Annotated in this window: 16 protein-coding genes; 11 read left to right on the top strand and 5 right to left on the bottom strand. The window is 61.3% G+C overall.

The genetic code is table 11. The annotated features are described in order from the left end of the window. Window positions 1-82: 82 nt before the first annotated feature. The 9 genes from rapA to KDW95_RS07275 all read left to right on the top strand — a co-directional run bounded on the left by rapA (window position 83) and on the right by KDW95_RS07275 (window position 8716). Entirely contained in the window at window positions 83-2944 is a 2862-nt protein-coding gene (gene rapA, locus KDW95_RS07315; protein WP_255855629.1) for an RNA polymerase-associated protein RapA, read from the top strand. Between the two features lie 71 nt (window positions 2945-3015). Next, window positions 3016-4365: a DEAD/DEAH box helicase gene (locus KDW95_RS07310; protein WP_255855628.1), complete on the top strand. Its 1350-nt coding sequence runs from the start codon at window positions 3016-3018 to the stop codon at window positions 4363-4365. A 99-nt stretch (window positions 4366-4464) separates the two neighbouring features. Beyond that, entirely contained in the window at window positions 4465-4947 is a 483-nt protein-coding gene (locus tag KDW95_RS07305) for an FKBP-type peptidyl-prolyl cis-trans isomerase (protein ID WP_255855627.1), read from the top strand. Window positions 4948-5027: 80 nt separating this feature from the next. Then, on the top strand, window positions 5028-5309 hold the full coding sequence (locus KDW95_RS07300; protein ID WP_255855626.1) for a peptidylprolyl isomerase: 282 nt from the start codon (window positions 5028-5030) through the stop codon (window positions 5307-5309). 302 nt (window positions 5310-5611) lie between these two features. Then, a complete protein-coding gene (locus KDW95_RS07295; RefSeq protein WP_255855625.1) occupies window positions 5612-5845 on the top strand; it encodes a hypothetical protein in 234 nt (77 codons plus the stop codon). 82 nt (window positions 5846-5927) lie between these two features. Continuing rightward, complete coding sequence (gene minC, locus KDW95_RS07290; protein ID WP_255855624.1) at window positions 5928-6659, top strand: septum site-determining protein MinC; 732 nt, start codon at window positions 5928-5930, stop codon at window positions 6657-6659. A gap of 47 nt (window positions 6660-6706) precedes the next feature. After that, a complete protein-coding gene (minD, locus tag KDW95_RS07285) occupies window positions 6707-7519 on the top strand; it encodes a septum site-determining protein MinD (protein ID WP_255855623.1) in 813 nt (270 codons plus the stop codon). Then, complete coding sequence (minE, locus tag KDW95_RS07280) at window positions 7519-7773, top strand: cell division topological specificity factor MinE (RefSeq protein WP_255855622.1); 255 nt, start codon at window positions 7519-7521, stop codon at window positions 7771-7773. The genes minD and minE overlap by 1 nt, the downstream gene beginning before the upstream one ends. Before the next feature lie 787 nt (window positions 7774-8560). Then, complete coding sequence (locus tag KDW95_RS07275; protein WP_255855621.1) at window positions 8561-8716, top strand: hypothetical protein; 156 nt, start codon at window positions 8561-8563, stop codon at window positions 8714-8716. Window positions 8717-8842: 126 nt separating this feature from the next. On the opposite strand, the gene KDW95_RS07270 is transcribed toward KDW95_RS07275, so the two are convergent. From KDW95_RS07270 to KDW95_RS07255, 4 genes are read right to left on the bottom strand one after another with little or no spacing between them, the layout of a single operon-like run. After that, on the bottom strand, window positions 8843-9730 hold the full coding sequence (locus KDW95_RS07270; protein WP_255855620.1) for an ABC transporter permease: 888 nt from the start codon (window positions 9728-9730) through the stop codon (window positions 8843-8845). Continuing rightward, window positions 9727-10464, bottom strand: coding sequence for an ABC transporter ATP-binding protein (locus KDW95_RS07265; protein WP_255855619.1), 738 nt, complete (start codon window positions 10462-10464; stop codon window positions 9727-9729). The genes KDW95_RS07270 and KDW95_RS07265 overlap by 4 nt, the downstream gene beginning before the upstream one ends. Further along, window positions 10464-11438, bottom strand: coding sequence for a YVTN family beta-propeller repeat protein (locus KDW95_RS07260; RefSeq protein WP_255855618.1), 975 nt, complete (start codon window positions 11436-11438; stop codon window positions 10464-10466). The genes KDW95_RS07265 and KDW95_RS07260 overlap by 1 nt, the downstream gene beginning before the upstream one ends. Before the next feature lie 2 nt (window positions 11439-11440). Then, window positions 11441-12640 carry an ABC transporter substrate-binding protein gene (locus KDW95_RS07255; protein ID WP_255855617.1) on the bottom strand — a complete coding sequence of 400 codons (1200 nt, stop codon included), beginning with the start codon at window positions 12638-12640 and terminating at the stop codon, window positions 11441-11443. 163 nt (window positions 12641-12803) lie between these two features. Between KDW95_RS07255 and KDW95_RS07250 the strand changes: the two genes are divergently transcribed. Then, entirely contained in the window at window positions 12804-13235 is a 432-nt protein-coding gene (locus KDW95_RS07250) for a copper-binding protein (RefSeq protein WP_255855616.1), read from the top strand. 212 nt (window positions 13236-13447) lie between these two features. Further along, a complete protein-coding gene (locus KDW95_RS07245) occupies window positions 13448-14278 on the top strand; it encodes an ion transporter (protein WP_255855615.1) in 831 nt (276 codons plus the stop codon). 13 nt (window positions 14279-14291) lie between these two features. Here KDW95_RS07245 and KDW95_RS07240 read toward each other — a convergent pair whose 3' ends face one another. Then, window positions 14292-16427, bottom strand: coding sequence for an adenylate/guanylate cyclase domain-containing protein (locus tag KDW95_RS07240; protein WP_255855614.1), 2136 nt, complete (start codon window positions 16425-16427; stop codon window positions 14292-14294). Between the last annotated feature and the right edge of the window lie 154 nt (window positions 16428-16581).

Raw genomic sequence — 16581 nt, 5'->3', positions numbered from 1 at the left:
CGTCTTGTGACTTGTTCATGACGGTCCCAGCCCCTATCATGCGCAGCCTAAAACATTCAGCAGTGAAAGCGAGTAAAGTACATTGTCAAGGCCGCAGTTTTCCCCCGGTCAGCGCTGGATCAGCAACACCGAATCGGAGCTTGGGCTCGGTGTTGTTGTCGAGCAGACGGGGCGTAGCGTCACCCTTAATTTCCCGGCAGTCGAAGAACAGCGCACCTACGCGGTGACCAATGCGCCGCTCAGCCGTGTCGAGTACCCGGTGGGCGACAAGGTTCGCAGCACATCCGGTATCGAGCTGCAGATTACCGAACGCCAGGAGCTGAATGGCTGTCTTTTTTATCACGGTACCGATCAGCACGGCGAAAGCCTGACCCTGGCGGAGCTTGAGCTCGACAGCCGGGTGCGTTTCAGCAAGCCCCAGGATCGCCTGTTTGCGGGCCAGGTCGACAAAAACAGCGCCTTCCTGCTGCGGGTCGACACCCAGGAGCACCTGCAGCGTCATCGCCAGTCAGAGGCCTATGGCCTGCTCGGTGGTCGCGCGCAGCTGTTGCCGCATCAGTACTTTATTGCCAGCCAGGTGGCACGCCGCCCGGTGCAGCGCGTGCTGCTCGCCGATGAAGTCGGCCTTGGCAAGACCGTTGAAGCCGGCCTGATCATGCACCAGCTGCTGTGCAGCGGCCGTGCCCAGCGTGTGCTGGTGGTGGTGCCCGACAGCCTGGTGCATCAGTGGCTGGTGGAAATGCTGCGCCGCTTCAACCTGCGTTTCAGCATTCTGGACCCGCTGCGCTGTGTCGCTCTTGAAGCGGCCGGCGAGGGCAATCCGTTCGAGAGCGCCCAGCTGGTGCTATGCAGTCTGTCGTTCCTGACCGGCGATGACGAGCGGCACCGTGCCGCGATGGAAGCGGGCTGGGATCTGCTGGTGGTTGATGAAGCCCATCACCTGGGCTGGAGCGAGGAAGCCGCCAGCCACAGCTACAAGGCGATCGAATCCCTGGCCAAGACGATTTCCGGACTGCTGTTGCTGACTGCGACGCCCGAACAGCTGGGTCAGGACGGTCACTTTGCGCGCCTGCGTTTGCTGGACCCGGATCGCTACCATGACTTGCAGGCGTTTCGTGACGAGGAGTCCGAATACCGCACCATCAGCAACCTGGTACAGCGGCTGCAGGCCGAGGACGTGCGCGACCAGTTGCGCGATGCGCCGGAACTGTTGGCATCCCTGGAGCACTACCTGGGCGAGGCGGCGCTTGAACCGCTGCGCGCAGAGCTGGCCGATGGGGATATCGCGCACCTGATTACCGATGCCATTGCCAGCCTGCTGGACCGCCATGGCACTGGCCGCGTGCTGTTCCGCAACACCCGTGAGGCAGTGCAGGGCTTTCCCAAGCGCGAGCTGTATCGCTATCCGCTGGTGCTGCCCGAAGCCTATGCCGATGTGCTGCTGGATAGCAGTCTCGATGCGGTACTGCATCCGGAGTCCGGTTTTGATGAAGACTGGCTCGACTGGGACCCCCGGGTGGAGTGGCTGTCCGAGTGGTTGCGTGAGCACCGCGACGACAAGACCCTGGTGATTTGCGCGCGCAAGAACACGGCCCGGGCGCTGGAGAAACAGCTGCGTCTGTTCGAAGGCGTCAAGGCGGCGGTTTTCCATGAAGGCATGAGCCTGCTGGAACGTGACCGTGCCGCGGCCTATTTCGCCGATGAAGATGACAGCGCCCAGGTGCTGATCTGCTCGGAGATCGGCAGCGAGGGCCGCAACTTCCAGTTCGCCCATCACCTGGTATTGTTTGATCTGCCGCTTAATCCCGACCTGCTCGAACAGCGTATCGGCCGCCTGGACCGTATTGGCCAGCGCAACGACGTCCAGATTCACGTGCCCTATTTCGAGCAGAGCCCGCAAGCGGTGCTGCTGAACTGGTTTGACCTGGGTATCAATGCCTTCAAACGCTGCAACCCGGCAGGCCAGGCGCTGTTCCAGCAGTTCGCCCCGGCGCTGCGCGAACTGCTGGAATGCTACGACGACGCCCAGTTGCAGCAGCTGCTGGACGATACCCGTCACCGCGCCGACGAATTACGGGAGCAGTTGCATGCCGGGCGCGATCGCCTGCTGGAACTCAACTCCTGCCAGCCGGAGCCCGCCGCACGTATCATCGAGCAGGTGGCGGATGCGTCCCGTTCGCTGGAACTGGCCGGATACATGGAACGGGTATTCGACCTGTTCGGTGTCGAGCAGCAGACCCACGGTCCCGACAGCCTGGTGCTGCACCCGGGGAACCATATGCCGGTATCGAGCCTGCCGGGCCTGCCGGAAGACGGCATCACCGCCACCTTCCAGCGCGGCCTTGCCTTGTCCCGCGAAGACATGCAGTTCCTGACCTGGGAACATCCGCTGGTAAGCGGCGCCATGGAACTGATCAGTGACGGCGAATTTGGCAATACGGCGCTGTGCAGCCTCAAGTTGCCGCCGCTGCCGCCAGGCACCCTGTTGCTCGAAGCCTTTTTCAACCTGCGCTGCACCGCGCCCCGCTCCCTGCAGATGCAGCGCTACCTGGGGCAGCATTCGGTGCGCCTGGTGCTGGATAACAATGGCAACGATCTGAGCGCGATCATCGGCCACAGCCATCTCAACAAGCTGGCTGAGCGGGTCGGCCGCCGCACCGCCCAGTCGCTGGTGGGCCATGCCAGGCCCCAGCTCACCGAAATGGTGGCGCGGGCCGAGGCCCAGGCGGCTACCCGGGACGCAAGCGTGCGCGAGCAGGCCCGTGCCCGGGCTGACGAGCTGCTGGGGGCGGAAATCACCCGCATGCGGGCACTGGCCCAGGTAAACCCCAATATTCGTGACGAAGAGATCGAGCTGCTGGAGCAGCAGCTGGAGCAGGTGCGGGGCCAGATCGATCTGGTGCACCTCGAACTGGATGCGCTGCGCATCGCGGTGGTTGAATGATCGCTGTGCGCCTCTGTGTCTATACCGTGCCGGCGCTGATGCCGACCCTTACCCCTGAGTGGAGCTAGCCCTTGCTATTCACCGATCTGCCCCTGGATAAACGTCTGCTCAAGCTGCTTGAGCAGCTGAATTTCAGTCAGGCCACTGAAATTCAGCAGCAGGCGATTCCGTTTGCGCTCAATGATCGTGACCTGATTGCCTCCTCCAAAACCGGCTCTGGCAAGACGCTGGCGTACCTGGTGCCGGCGCTGCAGCGGGTTACCAAACGCAAGTCCCTGACCAAGCGCGACCCGCGGGTGCTGATTCTGGTGCCCACGCGGGAACTGGCCGGGCAGGTCTATGGCCAGCTGCGTTCCCTGCTGGCCGGCAGCCAGCTCAAGGGCGTGCTGATCCAGGGCGGAGAGAACTTTAACGATCAGGAAAAGCTGCTGCGCCGCGATCCGGATTTCGTGGTTGCGACCCCCGGACGCCTGGCGAACCATCTGGATGCCCGCACCCTGGTGCTGGCGGGGCTGGAAATGCTGGTGCTCGACGAAGCGGACCGCATGCTGGATCTGGGCTTTGCCGATCAGCTACGCCAGATCAACGCGGCGGCCAACCACCGCTTGCGCCAGACGCTGCTGTTCTCGGCCACCCTGGATCACGCCGAGGTGGAAGCGCTCGCAGGTGACCTGCTGAAAGACCCCAAGCGGATCGCCATTGATGCCGTCACCCGGCCCCACGGGGATATCCGCCAGCGGTTTTACCTCTGTGACCATCTGGATCACAAGCAGGCACTGCTGGGACACCTGCTTGGCCATGAGAAATTCCAGCAGGCGATTATTTTTACCGCCACCCGTGGCGATACGGACCGCCTGGCCCAGTGGCTGGGCGAGCGCGGTCTGAAGACCGCCGCGCTCAGCGGTGAGCTGGCCCAAAGCGAGCGCAATCGCATCATGGACCGCTTCAGTCGTGGTCAGCAGCAGGTGCTGGTGACCACGGATCTGGCATCCCGTGGTCTTGATCTGCTCAACGTCTCACTGGTCATCAACTTCGATCTGCCGCGCCACAGCGAAGAGTATGTGCACCGTATCGGCCGTACGGGGCGTGCCGGTGCCAAGGGGGATGCCATTTCCCTGGTGGGGCCCAAGGACTGGGACAGCCTGACGCGCATCCGGCGCATGCTGCAGCAGGATATCGAGTATTCCACCATTGACGGCATGGTCGGCAAGTTCAAGGGGCTGGTGCCTGCACCGGTGAAGCCGCCGCGGGTGCCGGTCCAGGCGGCGGAACCGATGGGGCGCAAGGCCCGCAACAAGCGCAAGGACGCGCCGCAGCGGCCAAGGCCCGGACGCGCCAAGAGCAAGGTGGTGTCGGATGATGGCTTCGCGCCCATGCTACGCAGCAAAAAGCCGCCGGTACCGGATAGCGACAGCGAATAACCGATGCGGTAACAGTGCCCGTGAAAGCGCCGCCGGGCTTGCCCGCTGGCGGTGTTTGCACGATACTTGCGCGCTTTGAAAACTGGTGGGAGTGACTCGATGGAGATCACCAAAGATTGCGTGGTGCAGTTTCATTACAACCTGCGCGATGCTGAAGGGAATGAACTGGAAAATAGCCGCAAGGGCGACCCGATGGCGTACCTGCACGGGCATCAGAACATGATGGCCGGGCTGGAAAAGGCACTCGAAGGTCACAGTGCCGGCGATATCTTCAGCGTGACCCTGGCACCGGAAGATGCCTACGGCTCAAGGACCGAAGATTCCGAGCAGCGTATCCCGGTCAAGCACCTGCAGGGCGCCAAGAAATGGCGTCCGGGCATGGTCGCCAGCGTGCAGACCGACCAGGGCGTGCGCCAGGTGCAGATCCTCAAAGTCGGCAAGTTCATGGTGACGGTGGATACCAATCACCCGCTGGCGGGCAAGACGATCACCTTTGATGTCGAAGTGACAGATGTGCGTGCGGCCAGCGCCGAAGAAATATCCCACGGCCATGCCCACGGTGTGGGCGGTCATCACCATTAATGGACCCAAAGGTTGTCAGCTGCGCCCTGATCGGCGAAGCTGGCTGACCCGACAACCGCAACAAAGCGAGTGGAGCGAACATGGCAACTGCAAGTGCACGTCACATCCTGGTTAAGAGCGAAGCCAAATGTCTGGAACTGAAGGCCAGCATTGAAGCCGGTGGCGATTTCGCCGCAGCGGCACGCGAATTCTCTGAATGCCCGTCCGGCGCCCGCGGTGGCGACCTGGGTAACTTTGGTCGCGGCCAGATGGTCCCCGAGTTCGACCAGGTTGTATTCAGCGCGCCGCTGAACACTGTTCAGGGTCCAGTCAAGACCCAGTTCGGTTACCACCTGCTGGAAGTGACCGCACGCAAGGACTGATCCTGCGTACCGGGCGCCGCCCTGGCGCCCGGCTGTTGGGTACTTGCCTCCCGCGCGGCAGCCCCGTCTTTTTATTCGTTATTCGTTTTTTATTTGCTCCTGCTGAAGTGCGAGCAGGTGGCCGCCAATTCGGGGTCACTCCACCATCTTGCCCTTCCCCTTTCCCCTTTCCACTTGCCCCGTGTACCTCGCCCCTTGCCCCCTTTTTTCCTTGCCGCTTGTTCCTGAGCTTGTGCAGGCTTGCGCCGCTGCGCCCGAAAACGGCATTATGTTGGCAGACACTCTCAGCGCAGGATGGCAGTATGAGCAAATCAATCAAGGTGGTCGTTTCACGTAAGAAAGATGCCCAGGCACCGGATCCGGCGCGCCAGCTGCGTATTGACGAGGCCATCGGTTTTGTCCGCGGCTTGCGCAAGAAGGGTGATAATCTCAAGGTCATGGTCGACAAGCTTAACGAGCACGGCCATCTCTGCCCCGAAGGCACCCCCTGGACCTATGACAGCCTGAACAGCTTCATTCACGAGCATCAGCTGTAAGTCGCTACCCCTTGGTGATTCAAGTTCAGTAGAATAACCGGCTTTAAGGTCGGCGCAGTGCCGCAGCAGAAGGACCAGGTGCATGAATTCACTCAGCTTCCAGCTCAAGGGAAGTGTTGTAACCGCGATCGTACTCGAGCTGTACCGTTACTCCCGCGCCGACTTCAGTGCAGAACTTGAAGCCAAGGTGCGCCAGGCGCCGATGTTTTTCCATCAGACGCCGGTGGTGATTAGCCTGGAGAAGCTCGAGGCGGATGCGCAGTCGATCGACTTTCCCGAGCTGATTGCGCTCTGTCGTGACTTCGGCCTGCGCCCGATGGCGTTCAAGGGCGCGCCGGCCGCGCTTAATGACGACCTGCAAGACACCGGGCTGGTGTTGATTCCGGCCGGGCAGGGCGGCCGCGCAGCGGTTCCCGAAACTGCGCCGGCTGCGGCGCCAGAGCCGGAAGTGGTGGTGCGTACCGTGGTGGAGGAAAAGCTTGTCCACCGCCCCAGCAAGATCATTACCCGCCCGATTCGCTCCGGCCAGCAGGTCTATGCCGAGGGCAGTGACCTAATCGTGATGGCGGCGGTGAGCGAAGGCGCCGAAATTCTGGCCGACGGCCATATTCATGTTTACGGTCCCTTGCGCGGCCGCGCGCTGGCAGGGGTGCGCGGTGATGTGCAGGCGCGCATTTTCTGCCAGAGTCTGGAAGCGGAACTGGTCTCGGTGGCCGGCAATTTCAAGTTGAGCGACAGTTTGCGTGAGCTTACCTGGAAGGCCCCGGCACAGGTGTATCTGCTGGACGACACGTTGCATGTGGGTGCGCTTTGATGAATACTCGCGAACCGGGTGAAGCAGGCAAAATTGAGGAGAGGCTGTTGGCTAAAATTATCGTGGTGACCTCCGGCAAGGGAGGCGTTGGCAAAACGACCAGTAGCGCCGCCATCGGCACGGGCCTTGCGCTACGCGGCTTTAAAACCGCCATTATCGACTTTGATGTCGGCCTGCGTAACCTCGACCTGATCATGGGCTGCGAGCGGCGAGTGGTGTACGACTTTGTTAACGTGATTAACAAGGAAGCGACCCTCAACCAGGCGCTGATCAAGGACAAGCGCACGCCGAACCTGTTTATCTTGCCGGCGTCCCAGACCCGCGACAAGGACGCACTGAGCCAGGAAGGTGTCCAGGCCGTGCTGAACGAGCTGTCCCGCGATTTCGATTACATCGTTTGTGACTCCCCGGCCGGGATCGAAAAGGGCGCCCAGATGGCGCTGTACTACGCGGATATCGCCGTAGTAGTGACCAACCCGGAAGTGTCCTCGGTGCGTGACTCTGATCGCATCTTGGGCATCCTGCAGAGCAAGACCCGCCGTGTTGAAGCCGGCGAGGAGCCGGTACAGGAACATCTGCTGCTGACCCGCTACAACCCGTCCCGTGTTCTGGCGGGTGAAATGCTCAGCGTACAGGACGTCGAGGAGATTCTGGCCATTCCGTTGATCGGCGTGATTCCGGAGTCCGAAGCCGTACTGAAGGCGTCCAACCAGGGGATGCCGGTCATTCTGGATCAAGAAACCGAAGCGGGCCAGGCATACAGCGATGCCGTGGCGCGCCTGCTGGGTGAGGAAGTGGAGCACCGCTTTCTCGAAGTACAGAAAAAAGGATTCTTCAAACGCCTGCTGGGAGGTAAGTAGTGAGCATTTTTGATTACTTTCGCAGCAAGTCCAAAGCCTCGTCTGCGTCAGTTGCCAAGGAGCGGCTGCAAATCATCGTTGCGCACGAACGCGGGCAACGCCAGCAGCCGGACTACCTGCCACAGATGCAGCAGGAAATTCTTGATGTCATTCGCAAGTACGTCGCGATAGACCAGGAAAGCATCAATATCCAGCTGGAAAACAATGATCACTGTTCCGTGCTTGAGCTCAACGTGACGCTGCCGGATCGTTAGTCAGCGGGCGTCCCCGAGCCCGGGGGCGCAGTGCTCCCGTTGCAGGGCTGCAACCTGGACGTCATTCGGCTCTTTATACGGGCAGGGCGTTGTGTTGTAACGGACCAGGACAGCGTGAACATCCAGCTGTAAAACAATGATCACTGTTCCGTGCTTGAGCTCAACGTGACGCTGCCGGATCGTTAGTCAGCGGGCGTCCCTGAGCCCGGGGGCGCAGTGCTCCCGTTGCAGGGCTACAACCTGGACGTCATTTGGCTCTTTATACGGGCAGGGCGTTGTGTTGTAACGGACCAGGACAGCGTGAACATCCAGCTGTAAAACAATGATCACTGTTCCGTGCTTGAGCTCAACGTGACGCTGCCGGATCGCTAGTCAGCGGGCGTCCCCGAGCCCGAGGGCGCAGTGCTCCCGTTGCAGGGCTGCAACCTGGACGTCATTCGGCTCTTTATACGGGCAGGGCGTTGTGTTGTAACGGACCAGGACAGCGTGAACATCCAGCTGTAAAACAATGATCACTGTTCCGTGCTTGAGCTCAACGTGACGCTGCCGGATCGCTAGTCTACGCTCGCTCCCGAGCCCGAGCCCGAGCCCGAGCCCGGGGGCGCAGTGCTCCCGTTGCAGGGCTACAACCTGGACGTCATTCGGCTCTTTATACGGGCAGGGGGTTGCGATAGACCGGGACAGCGTGAACATCCAGCTGGAAAACAATGATCACTGTTCCGTGCTTGAGCTCAACGTGACGCTGCCGGATCGTTAGTCAGCGGGCGTCCCCGAGCCCGGGGGCGCAGTGCTCCCGTTGCAGGGCTGCAACCTGGACGTCATTCGGCTCTTTATACGGGCAGGGCGTTGTGTTGTAACGGACCAGGACAGCGTGAACATCCAGCTGGAGAACAATGATCACTGTTCCATTCTGGAACTGAACGTGACCCTGCCGGGTCGCTGAACCCGGCCGTACGCTTTTACCCGTTGAGTGCCTGGGCGGTGTGAGTCGCGGAATACTCGGGCTACCGATGTTTCGGTGCGAGGCCATATCGCCGATATGGCCGAATATTTTGCTGACACCGAGAGTTTATACCGTTATCTTGCTTTCACCTTTCACCTTGCCCCCGACCGCAGCGCGCTGCGGGTTGAACCCCAGCACCGCCAGCAAGGCGAACAGCAGGGTCGTGCCGGCGGTGATGGCCAGGGCGTTCAGGTTCAGCTGGCCATAGAGCGCATGGCGTATCAGTTCCACCGCGTGGGTGAAGGGGTTGGCCAGGCACAGCCAGTACAGCCATTCGCTGGCTTCGCGCATTTTCCACAGCGGGTAGAGAGCGGACGAGATAAAAAACATCGGGAAGATGACGAAGTTCATGACGCCGGCGAAGTTTTCCAGCTGGCGGATACGGGACGACAGAAAGAGCCCGATGGCGCCGAGCATCACGGCCGTCAGGAAGAGCGCCGGCAGCACGGTGACATAGCCCAGTAGCGGCGGCTCCAGGTCCACGGCCAGCCAGGCGAGAAGCAAAAAGGCGTACACCTGGGTCAGGGAAATCAGGCCGATGGCCATCAGTTTGCACAGCAGCAGCCAGCTGCGCGGCAGCGGGCTCATCAGCAGCACACGCATGCTGCCCATTTCGCGGTCATACACCATCGACAGTGAACTCTGCATGCCGTTGAACAGCAGGATCATGCAGCACAGGCCCGGCGCTATATAGGTTTCGTAGGTAATGTAGGTCTGGTAGGGCGGGATGATCGCTACGCCGAGGGCGGCACGAAAGCCCGCGGCAAACACCACCAGCCACAAAAGCGGGCGTACCAGGGAACTCAGAAAGCGGCTGCGCTGCTGCACAAAACGCAGGTATTCCCGTTTCAGAATCCCGCTAAAGCATTGCCAGTAGGCGCCGGCGCCTGGCCCTGGTGGCACTGTTGCCGTCTGGCTGGTGGCGTCTGGCGTTGCGGGCACAGGGGTGTTCATGGCGCCAGCTCCGGTGATGAGCGGGTCAGCAGGGCAAAGGCCTGGCCCAGGCTGGTTGTACCTGTGGCCTCGCACAGGCCCGCAGCACTGTTGTCGGCCCGCAGACGGCCCTGGTGCAGCAGCAGTACCCGATCCGTGGCATCGATTTCCTCGATCAGGTGGGTGGCCCAGAGCACCGTCAGGCCGTCCTCGTTGCACAGGCGGCGTACATAGTGGTTCAGCGCTGCCCGGGTCTGGGTGTCCAGCCCCACGGTGGCTTCATCCAGCAGCAATACCGCCGGGCGGTGCAGCAGGGCGCGGGCGATCTCGACACGGCGACGGTGGCCGCCATTGAGGTTACGCACGCGCTCGTGCAGGCGATCTCCGAGCTCGAGGCGTTCCAGCTCAGCGTGCATTCGATGGCGAATCTCGCGTTGCCCCAGCCCCTGGAGCGCACCGTGGTAGGCCAGGTTCTGGGCTACGCTCAGGTCCATGTCCAGCGAGCCCTGTTGAAACACCACGCCCAGGCGGCGCATCACGGCGCCGGCGTGCCGGCGAAGCGGCAGGCCGAACAGCTGTATGTCGCCCTGCTGCAATGCCAGCAGCCGCGTCAGCAGGCCAAACAGGGTGCTTTTGCCGGCACCGTTGGGGCCCAGCAGGGCGTTGAAACTGCCGGGTTGTAGTTCGAAGCTGAGATCCGCCAGGGCGACCCTGGCGCCGTAGTTGAATCCCAGCCCCTGTACGGCAATGGTCATCAGGGTGTCACCGCCAGGCCCCAGGGATAGCGGCCCACCTTGACGGATTTGATGACCTTGAGGGACTCGACATCGATCACCGAGACATCGCCGCTAACGCCGTTGCTGCTCAGCAGGCGAGATTCATCGCCGTTGAATTCCAGATGCCAGACGCGCCGGCCCACCAGCAGGTAGTCCAGCACCTCGTAGGTTTTGGCGTCCACCACGGCGATGTGATTGGCCGGGCCCAGGGCAACAAAGGCATAGCGGCCGTCCGAGCTGAGCTTGATGCCCACCGGCTGTACCTTGTCCCTATGCACGCCGCGGATTTCGAACTCCAGTTTGTGGATGATCTGGCGTGTACTCACATCGACCACCGCCACGGTGCCGCCGATTTCGGCGCTGGCCCAGACCAGGCTGCCGTCCTTGCTGAACTCGACATGGCGCGGGCGCTGGTCCACCAGGGTGTTGTCTACCAGCGTATTGGTTGCCGTATCGATCCAGTGCAGCATGTTGGTGGTTTCGCTGGTGTTGATCACCCACTTGCCATCGGGGCTGACTGCCATGCCCTCGGGTTCCACGCCCACGTCGATCTGGGCGATGACCTCATGGCTGTTCACGTCTACTACCGTGACCAGTGCATCGTCCTCGTTGGCGATATAAAGCAACTGGTCGTTGGGGTGCAACGCGAACTGCTCCGGGTCTTCGCCCGACGGCAGGCTGGCGATGATTTTGTGGGTTGCCAGGTCCATCACCTGCACGGTGTCCGAATCGCTGGCGCAGATAAACAGCTTGCTGCCGTCCTTCGACAGGGTGATGCCGCGCGGTCGCTGGCCGACATCAAGTGTGTTAATGACCTCGAGGCTATCGAGGTCGATCAGCGACAGGGTATCGTCTTTCTCGTTCGAGACGTAGGCGATTTCGGCCAGGGCCAGCGGCGACAGCAGCAGGCCGCAGGCCAGGCTCAGGGCGGTTCGGCGTGTCGGCATTCTCATTGTTATTTTCCTCTGTTGGTGTACTTTGCAGCGCAGCGGCTTTCGGGCGCATCGAAGCCCAGGCTGTCGAGATCGGTCAGGGGGTGCAGGATGCCCTCCTGCGGCGACTGGGATACCAGCGAGCGGGAATGCACCAGTGGAATGGGCTGGCGCAGCTGGCCGCTCCAGGGGCGGTAGCTCAGCTTGCGCCCCTTGAACGCGGCCAGCTGGAAACGCTCCGAGAACAGGAAGTCGCGTAGCGCTGCGGGCTCGGCCGTCTTGAGCTGGGTGACGGCTTCGGCGATGGAACGGACAGCTGTCCAGGCGGCGTAATCGCGGCTTTGCATCCAGCGACCGGCAAGGTCTTCGAAGCGGCTTTGCAGCTGGGCAGCACCCCATTGCTCAACGACCCGGTGCCAGGCCACGGGGGTCAGTCCCTGGGTGCCGGCCACCGGGCGTGGCAGCCAGCTGTTATAGAGCACATATTCGCCGAAATCGCCGCGCTCGTCGGCGACCAGCACAGCATCATAGTCCTCGCCCTGGGTGAATAGCGGCATCTCGCTCTGGGCGCTGCGGCGCAAATCGGTATCGAAGCTCCAGGCTTTTTCAGCGATGACGTGGCCGCCAAAGCGTTTGGCCGCCCGATGCAGCGCATCCGCGTACGCCCGGTCTTGTGGCTGGCTGCCAACGATCAGCAGCCAGTTTTGCCACTTGCGCGACGCCAGCCACTGCGCCAGTGCATCGGCCAGCATGGCCCGGCTCGGTAAGGTATGCAGCACATTGCCCAGGCACTGATCGGTTCTGAGCCCATCGTCGGCACTGCCGGCATTGAAGATCAGCGCAGCGGGGCCGAGGCGGGCACTCAGTTCGGCCAGCTGGGCGGCGGGCAGGTCGGCGACGAACAGGCCGATGCCGCTGTCCTGCATGGCCTGTGCCTGCTCTAGCACGGCGTTCGGATCGTCGCTGGAGGTGTCGCTCAGATGGTAGCGCTGCTTGAGAAAGCGGCCGGTGGTATTGCTGTCCACGATGCCGAGTTCGGCGCCACGCAGGCCGCTATCCCGGGGCTCCGGCAGAATGTTCGACAGTGCTGGCGGCGTCGTCTGACGGTAGCTGAGGTAGCCGATGCGGGTTTCCAGGTCGTCGGTGCCGTCGGTGCCGAGGGCGCCGCCGCACTGCAAGGCCAGTATCAGAGCGCCGGTTTTGAGGAGGCGTCGGGTTTTCATCGCGAGTCTTTCTTGTTGTGTTATGTAGGCCCAGCTTAGGGGGATGAGCGCAGCGACGAAATATGCAGAAAGTACCGTTCGATCAGTACCGAAGTAGCATTTGGGTGCGGTTTCGCGGGGGCTAGCATGGAAGGGACTACAACGATCAAAAGGAATAACAACAATGATTACTCGACCGATTGCCGCAGCCGTCCTGGCCGCCAGCCTCTTTATCGCCCCCCAGGCTCTGGCCGAGGGCGACCTTACTCGACTGCCGACCGAACTGCCGGCGCTGGTGCTGGGCAGCGAGGAGAGCGATTACTCGATGTCCGAAAAGCGTTACGAGCTGGAGACCGGCAAGGCCTACAAGCTCGAGGTGATCTCCACCGGGCGCAAGGAATATGCCATCCGCGCACCAGAGTTCTTCGCCAGCATCTTTTTGCGCAAGGTCGAGGCCGGCGATTTGGAGATCAAGGCCGTGAGCCTCACTGAACTGGAGTTCGAGCAGGAAGGCGAAGCCGAGCTCTACTTCGTGCCGGTGAAAACGGGCGAATTCAGCTTCTATTCCGCTGGCTTAGAAGGAAAGGGCATGGTCGGGACCTTCAGCGTCCGCTGATCACCGGCGCCGGGCTGGATACAGCGCCAGCGCACCCGGTGGGCGGGTCCGGTTTGGCGCGGTGGCCGTTCGCGCGGCGAGCTGCAGCATGGCGGCAGGTTGTATTCAGGCTCTTGAGTATTTGCAGAGTAATACGGATCGGCGATAATCACGCCCGTCCATTTTACTCTGCGTGCTGCAACAGCGCGCAGCCTGTTGCAGTCGAGTTGTCTATGAGCTATTCCGTCAGTACCCTGCAGGCGCGTTTTGAGCGCCTGCGTGCCAACAAGCTGTTTGAAGCCCTGGTCATCAGCATCATAATCGTGTCGGCCCTGCTGGTCGGTGCCAAAACCTACTCGGAAACCAGCCGCTTCGAGCAGGCATTGCAGATTCTGGATATGGGTGTAACCGCCTTCTTCCTGGTGGAAATCCTGATCCGCATGGCAGGCGAACGTCGTCTGCGGGATTTTTTCAGCAAAGGCTGGAATATCTTTGATTTCATCATCGTCACGGCCAGCCTTATTCCGATGGATGATTCGGAGATGGTGCTGCTGGCGCGGCTGTTGCGCATCTTCCGGGTGCTGCGGCTGGTATCGATGATCCCCGAGCTGCGCATGCTGGTCACGGCGCTGTTCAAGTCCATTCCGCGCATGGGTTACGTTGCGCTGCTGATGTTCATTATTTTCTATATCTACGGCGCCATCGGCAGCTTCCTGTTCCACGAGGTGAACGAAAAGCTCTGGGGCAATATCGCCCTGGCCATGCTGACGCTGTTCCAGGTGGCCACCTTCGAAAGCTGGGCCACGGCAGTGCTCTATCCCACCATGGAGCACTTTCCCTACAGCTGGATCTATTTCATTACCTTTATCTTCCTTAATTCCTTTGTATTCCTGAACATGATGATCGGCATCGTGCTGGACGTGATGCAAAAGGAAAGCGTGCAGATGGAGCTGGAGTCGGGCGAAGGCGAGGCCGCCGAGCTGCATGGCCTGCGGGATGATGTGCAGGCCATGCGCGAGCAGCTGTCGCGCATGGAAGCGCTGCTGGAAAGTCGCAACCGCTGATGTCGCCCGGGTGTTATTTCAGGCCAATGAGTTCGTAGACCCGTAGCGGCAGGTGTTTGCCCTTGACCTGAATCTCGATGGCCGGGTGGACCTCGATCTGGTCTGCAACCTGCGCGTAAACGGCGGCGCTGAGCAGGATCTGGTCGATACCCGCATGTTCCTGGATGCGTTTGGCAGTATTGACGTCGTCACCGATCGCGGTGTATTCGACGCGGTCCTGGGTGCCCACCAGCCCAAGCACCGCTTCACCGACATGGATGCCAATGCCGAAGGACAGGCGAAAGATGGGTGACAAGCTGTCATGCAGGGAGCGAATAGCCTGGCGGATGGCCAGGGCCGAGCGAATGGCCCGCAGGACATGGTCAGGCTGAGGAACCGGCGCATTGAACCAGGCCATCACCGCATCGCCGAGAAACTTGTCGATGGTGCCCTCTTCGATGAGTATCGCATTGGCCATGGCTGCCAGGTACTGGTTCAGCAGGCTGACCAGGTCCTCCGCGTTCAGCTGTTCGCTGATACTGGTAAAACCGTGAATGTCGGCGAACATCACCGTAATTTCGCTACGCTGGCCGCCGAGCTGAAGATGTTCTGGGTCCAGTTGTTCCAGTATTGCCGGAGACACCATCGATTGCAGCAGCAGGTGCTGTGCTTCCATGCGTTTTTTCTCGGTGACATCATCGAGCACCATGGCGATGCCCTGGATTTCGTCGGCGGCGCGCAGCCCCGAGATATTGAAGCGCAGATGGACGGTGCCGCGCTGGGGGAGCAACTGGCTCAACTCGATACCAATAACCGGCTGATCGGACTTGCGCACCTTGAACAGGTAGGGCAGCAGGGAGGTGCCCAGGGGTGGCAACAGCTCGGCGAGGTTCTTCCCGACCAGGTCGCTGTTGTCCCTTAAACCGAGAATGCGCACGGCGGCACGGTTGCACATGCTGATATTGCCATCCAGATCCGACGTCATGACACCACTCACGATCGAGGCAAACAGATTGTCCAGCAGGTTTTTCAGCTCGGTGGTTTCGGCCAGTGAGCGGCTGAGTTTCAGTTCCCGGTCCTGCAGCCTTTCGGCCATGGCATCGAAGCTGTGTGCCAGATCCGCCAGTTCACTCTTGCCCGGTTTGAGGCCCGTGCGGGCTTGCAGATTGCCGGCTTCAAGCGCTTTGGTGGCGCTTCGCAATGCATCCACCGAGCGCAGGATCAGCACATTGGCAAAGGCCCAGGCCAGTGCCAGGGCTACCAGAGCCACCAGGCCAAAGATCAGCAGGTTGCGGCTGAATTCGCGGTTGATATCGGCAAAGGCGAGATCCCTGGGTACGCCGATAGCCAGGTACACCGCGTAATTTTCATCCGCGCCCGCGGTCGTTTCGCCCTGAATGGGCGCGACCACGAACAGGCTTTTCGCGCCGGCAAGATTATGGGTCTCAAAGGCACCACGGCCCCGGGTGGCCTGAATTTCCTTGAACAGAGGCGTATCGGCAATGGAGGTGCCCGCGACCTGTTGCGCCGACGGATAGTGCACCAGGATCTTGCCGTTGCGATCGAGCAGCGTCAGCGATGTACCGGGGTCGAGCTCGGCTTCGCGGGCCTGTTTTTCCAGCCAGGACAGATCAAGGGCGGCATAGACGATGCCCTGGGGCTTACCCTGTGCATCGAATACCGGCGCGCCGAAGTTGACCGCGGCTTTGCCGGTAATGCGGCCTATCTGGTATTCGCCGATGGCGAAACCGCCGCTGCTCAGTGCCCCTATTGCATAGGCGCGGTCAGCGAGATTAATGCGCCGGGTTATGCGCAGGGCGCTGCAAAAGATGTCCCCCTCAAGGTTGGAGGCCCCCAGGTTGGCGTAAAACGGATAGAGGCGCAGAAAGTCGGCGAACAGTGCGCTGCAGGCCGCGCCGTCCTGTTCACGCACAGAGGGCAGGTGAGCCAGCGCAGCCAGCAGTTGCCGGGCACCCTCGATAAATTGCTGTTGCTGGCCGACGGTCAGGCGTATCAGTCGCTGCAAGTCGGCCTGCACAGTGCGGGTGGCCGTGCGGCGGGCGTCGATATTGGCGGTTACGATCAGAATGAAGGCCGGAATGACCGCGAGTGCCACCAGCAGCAGGAGCCGGCTGCGCAATCCACCGAAGATCCTCTCTAATCGAATCACCGGAGATCACTCCCTTATTCGGCCGCGCCTTTACTGCCGGCCCCGTGTACCTGTAACCCCTGCCAGACGCCTCGCCTGTGGCTGCGTAACCGAAAACGGGGTGACAGGGCATTGGCGGATCATTGAATGGCTGGCTGCATCAGGCCGCCTGCGT

It is taken from the genome of Marinobacterium rhizophilum, assembly GCF_024397915.1.
Classification (GTDB): domain Bacteria; phylum Pseudomonadota; class Gammaproteobacteria; order Pseudomonadales; family Balneatricaceae; genus Marinobacterium_A; species Marinobacterium_A rhizophilum_A.
The sequence above is the reverse complement of the archived record's forward strand: the minus strand, read 5'-3'. Positions and strand labels throughout refer to the sequence as shown.

Excerpts from the sequence above, each read along its gene's own strand:
- KDW95_RS07305 (WP_255855627.1), top strand. The coding sequence starts at position 4,465 with ATGGAGATCACCAAAGATTGCGTGGTGCAGTTTCATTACAACCTGCGC.
- KDW95_RS07250 (WP_255855616.1), top strand. The coding sequence starts at position 12,804 with ATGATTACTCGACCGATTGCCGCAGCCGTCCTGGCCGCCAGCCTCTTT.
- KDW95_RS07295 (WP_255855625.1), top strand. The coding sequence starts at position 5,612 with ATGAGCAAATCAATCAAGGTGGTCGTTTCACGTAAGAAAGATGCCCAG.
- KDW95_RS07255 (WP_255855617.1), bottom strand. The coding sequence starts at position 12,640 with ATGAAAACCCGACGCCTCCTCAAAACCGGCGCTCTGATACTGGCCTTG.
- KDW95_RS07265 (WP_255855619.1), bottom strand. The coding sequence starts at position 10,464 with ATGACCATTGCCGTACAGGGGCTGGGATTCAACTACGGCGCCAGGGTC.
- KDW95_RS07260 (WP_255855618.1), bottom strand. The coding sequence starts at position 11,438 with ATGAGAATGCCGACACGCCGAACCGCCCTGAGCCTGGCCTGCGGCCTG.
- minC (WP_255855624.1), top strand. The coding sequence starts at position 5,928 with ATGAATTCACTCAGCTTCCAGCTCAAGGGAAGTGTTGTAACCGCGATC.
- KDW95_RS07300 (WP_255855626.1), top strand. The coding sequence starts at position 5,028 with ATGGCAACTGCAAGTGCACGTCACATCCTGGTTAAGAGCGAAGCCAAA.
- KDW95_RS07245 (WP_255855615.1), top strand. The coding sequence starts at position 13,448 with ATGAGCTATTCCGTCAGTACCCTGCAGGCGCGTTTTGAGCGCCTGCGT.
- KDW95_RS07270 (WP_255855620.1), bottom strand. The coding sequence starts at position 9,730 with ATGAACACCCCTGTGCCCGCAACGCCAGACGCCACCAGCCAGACGGCA.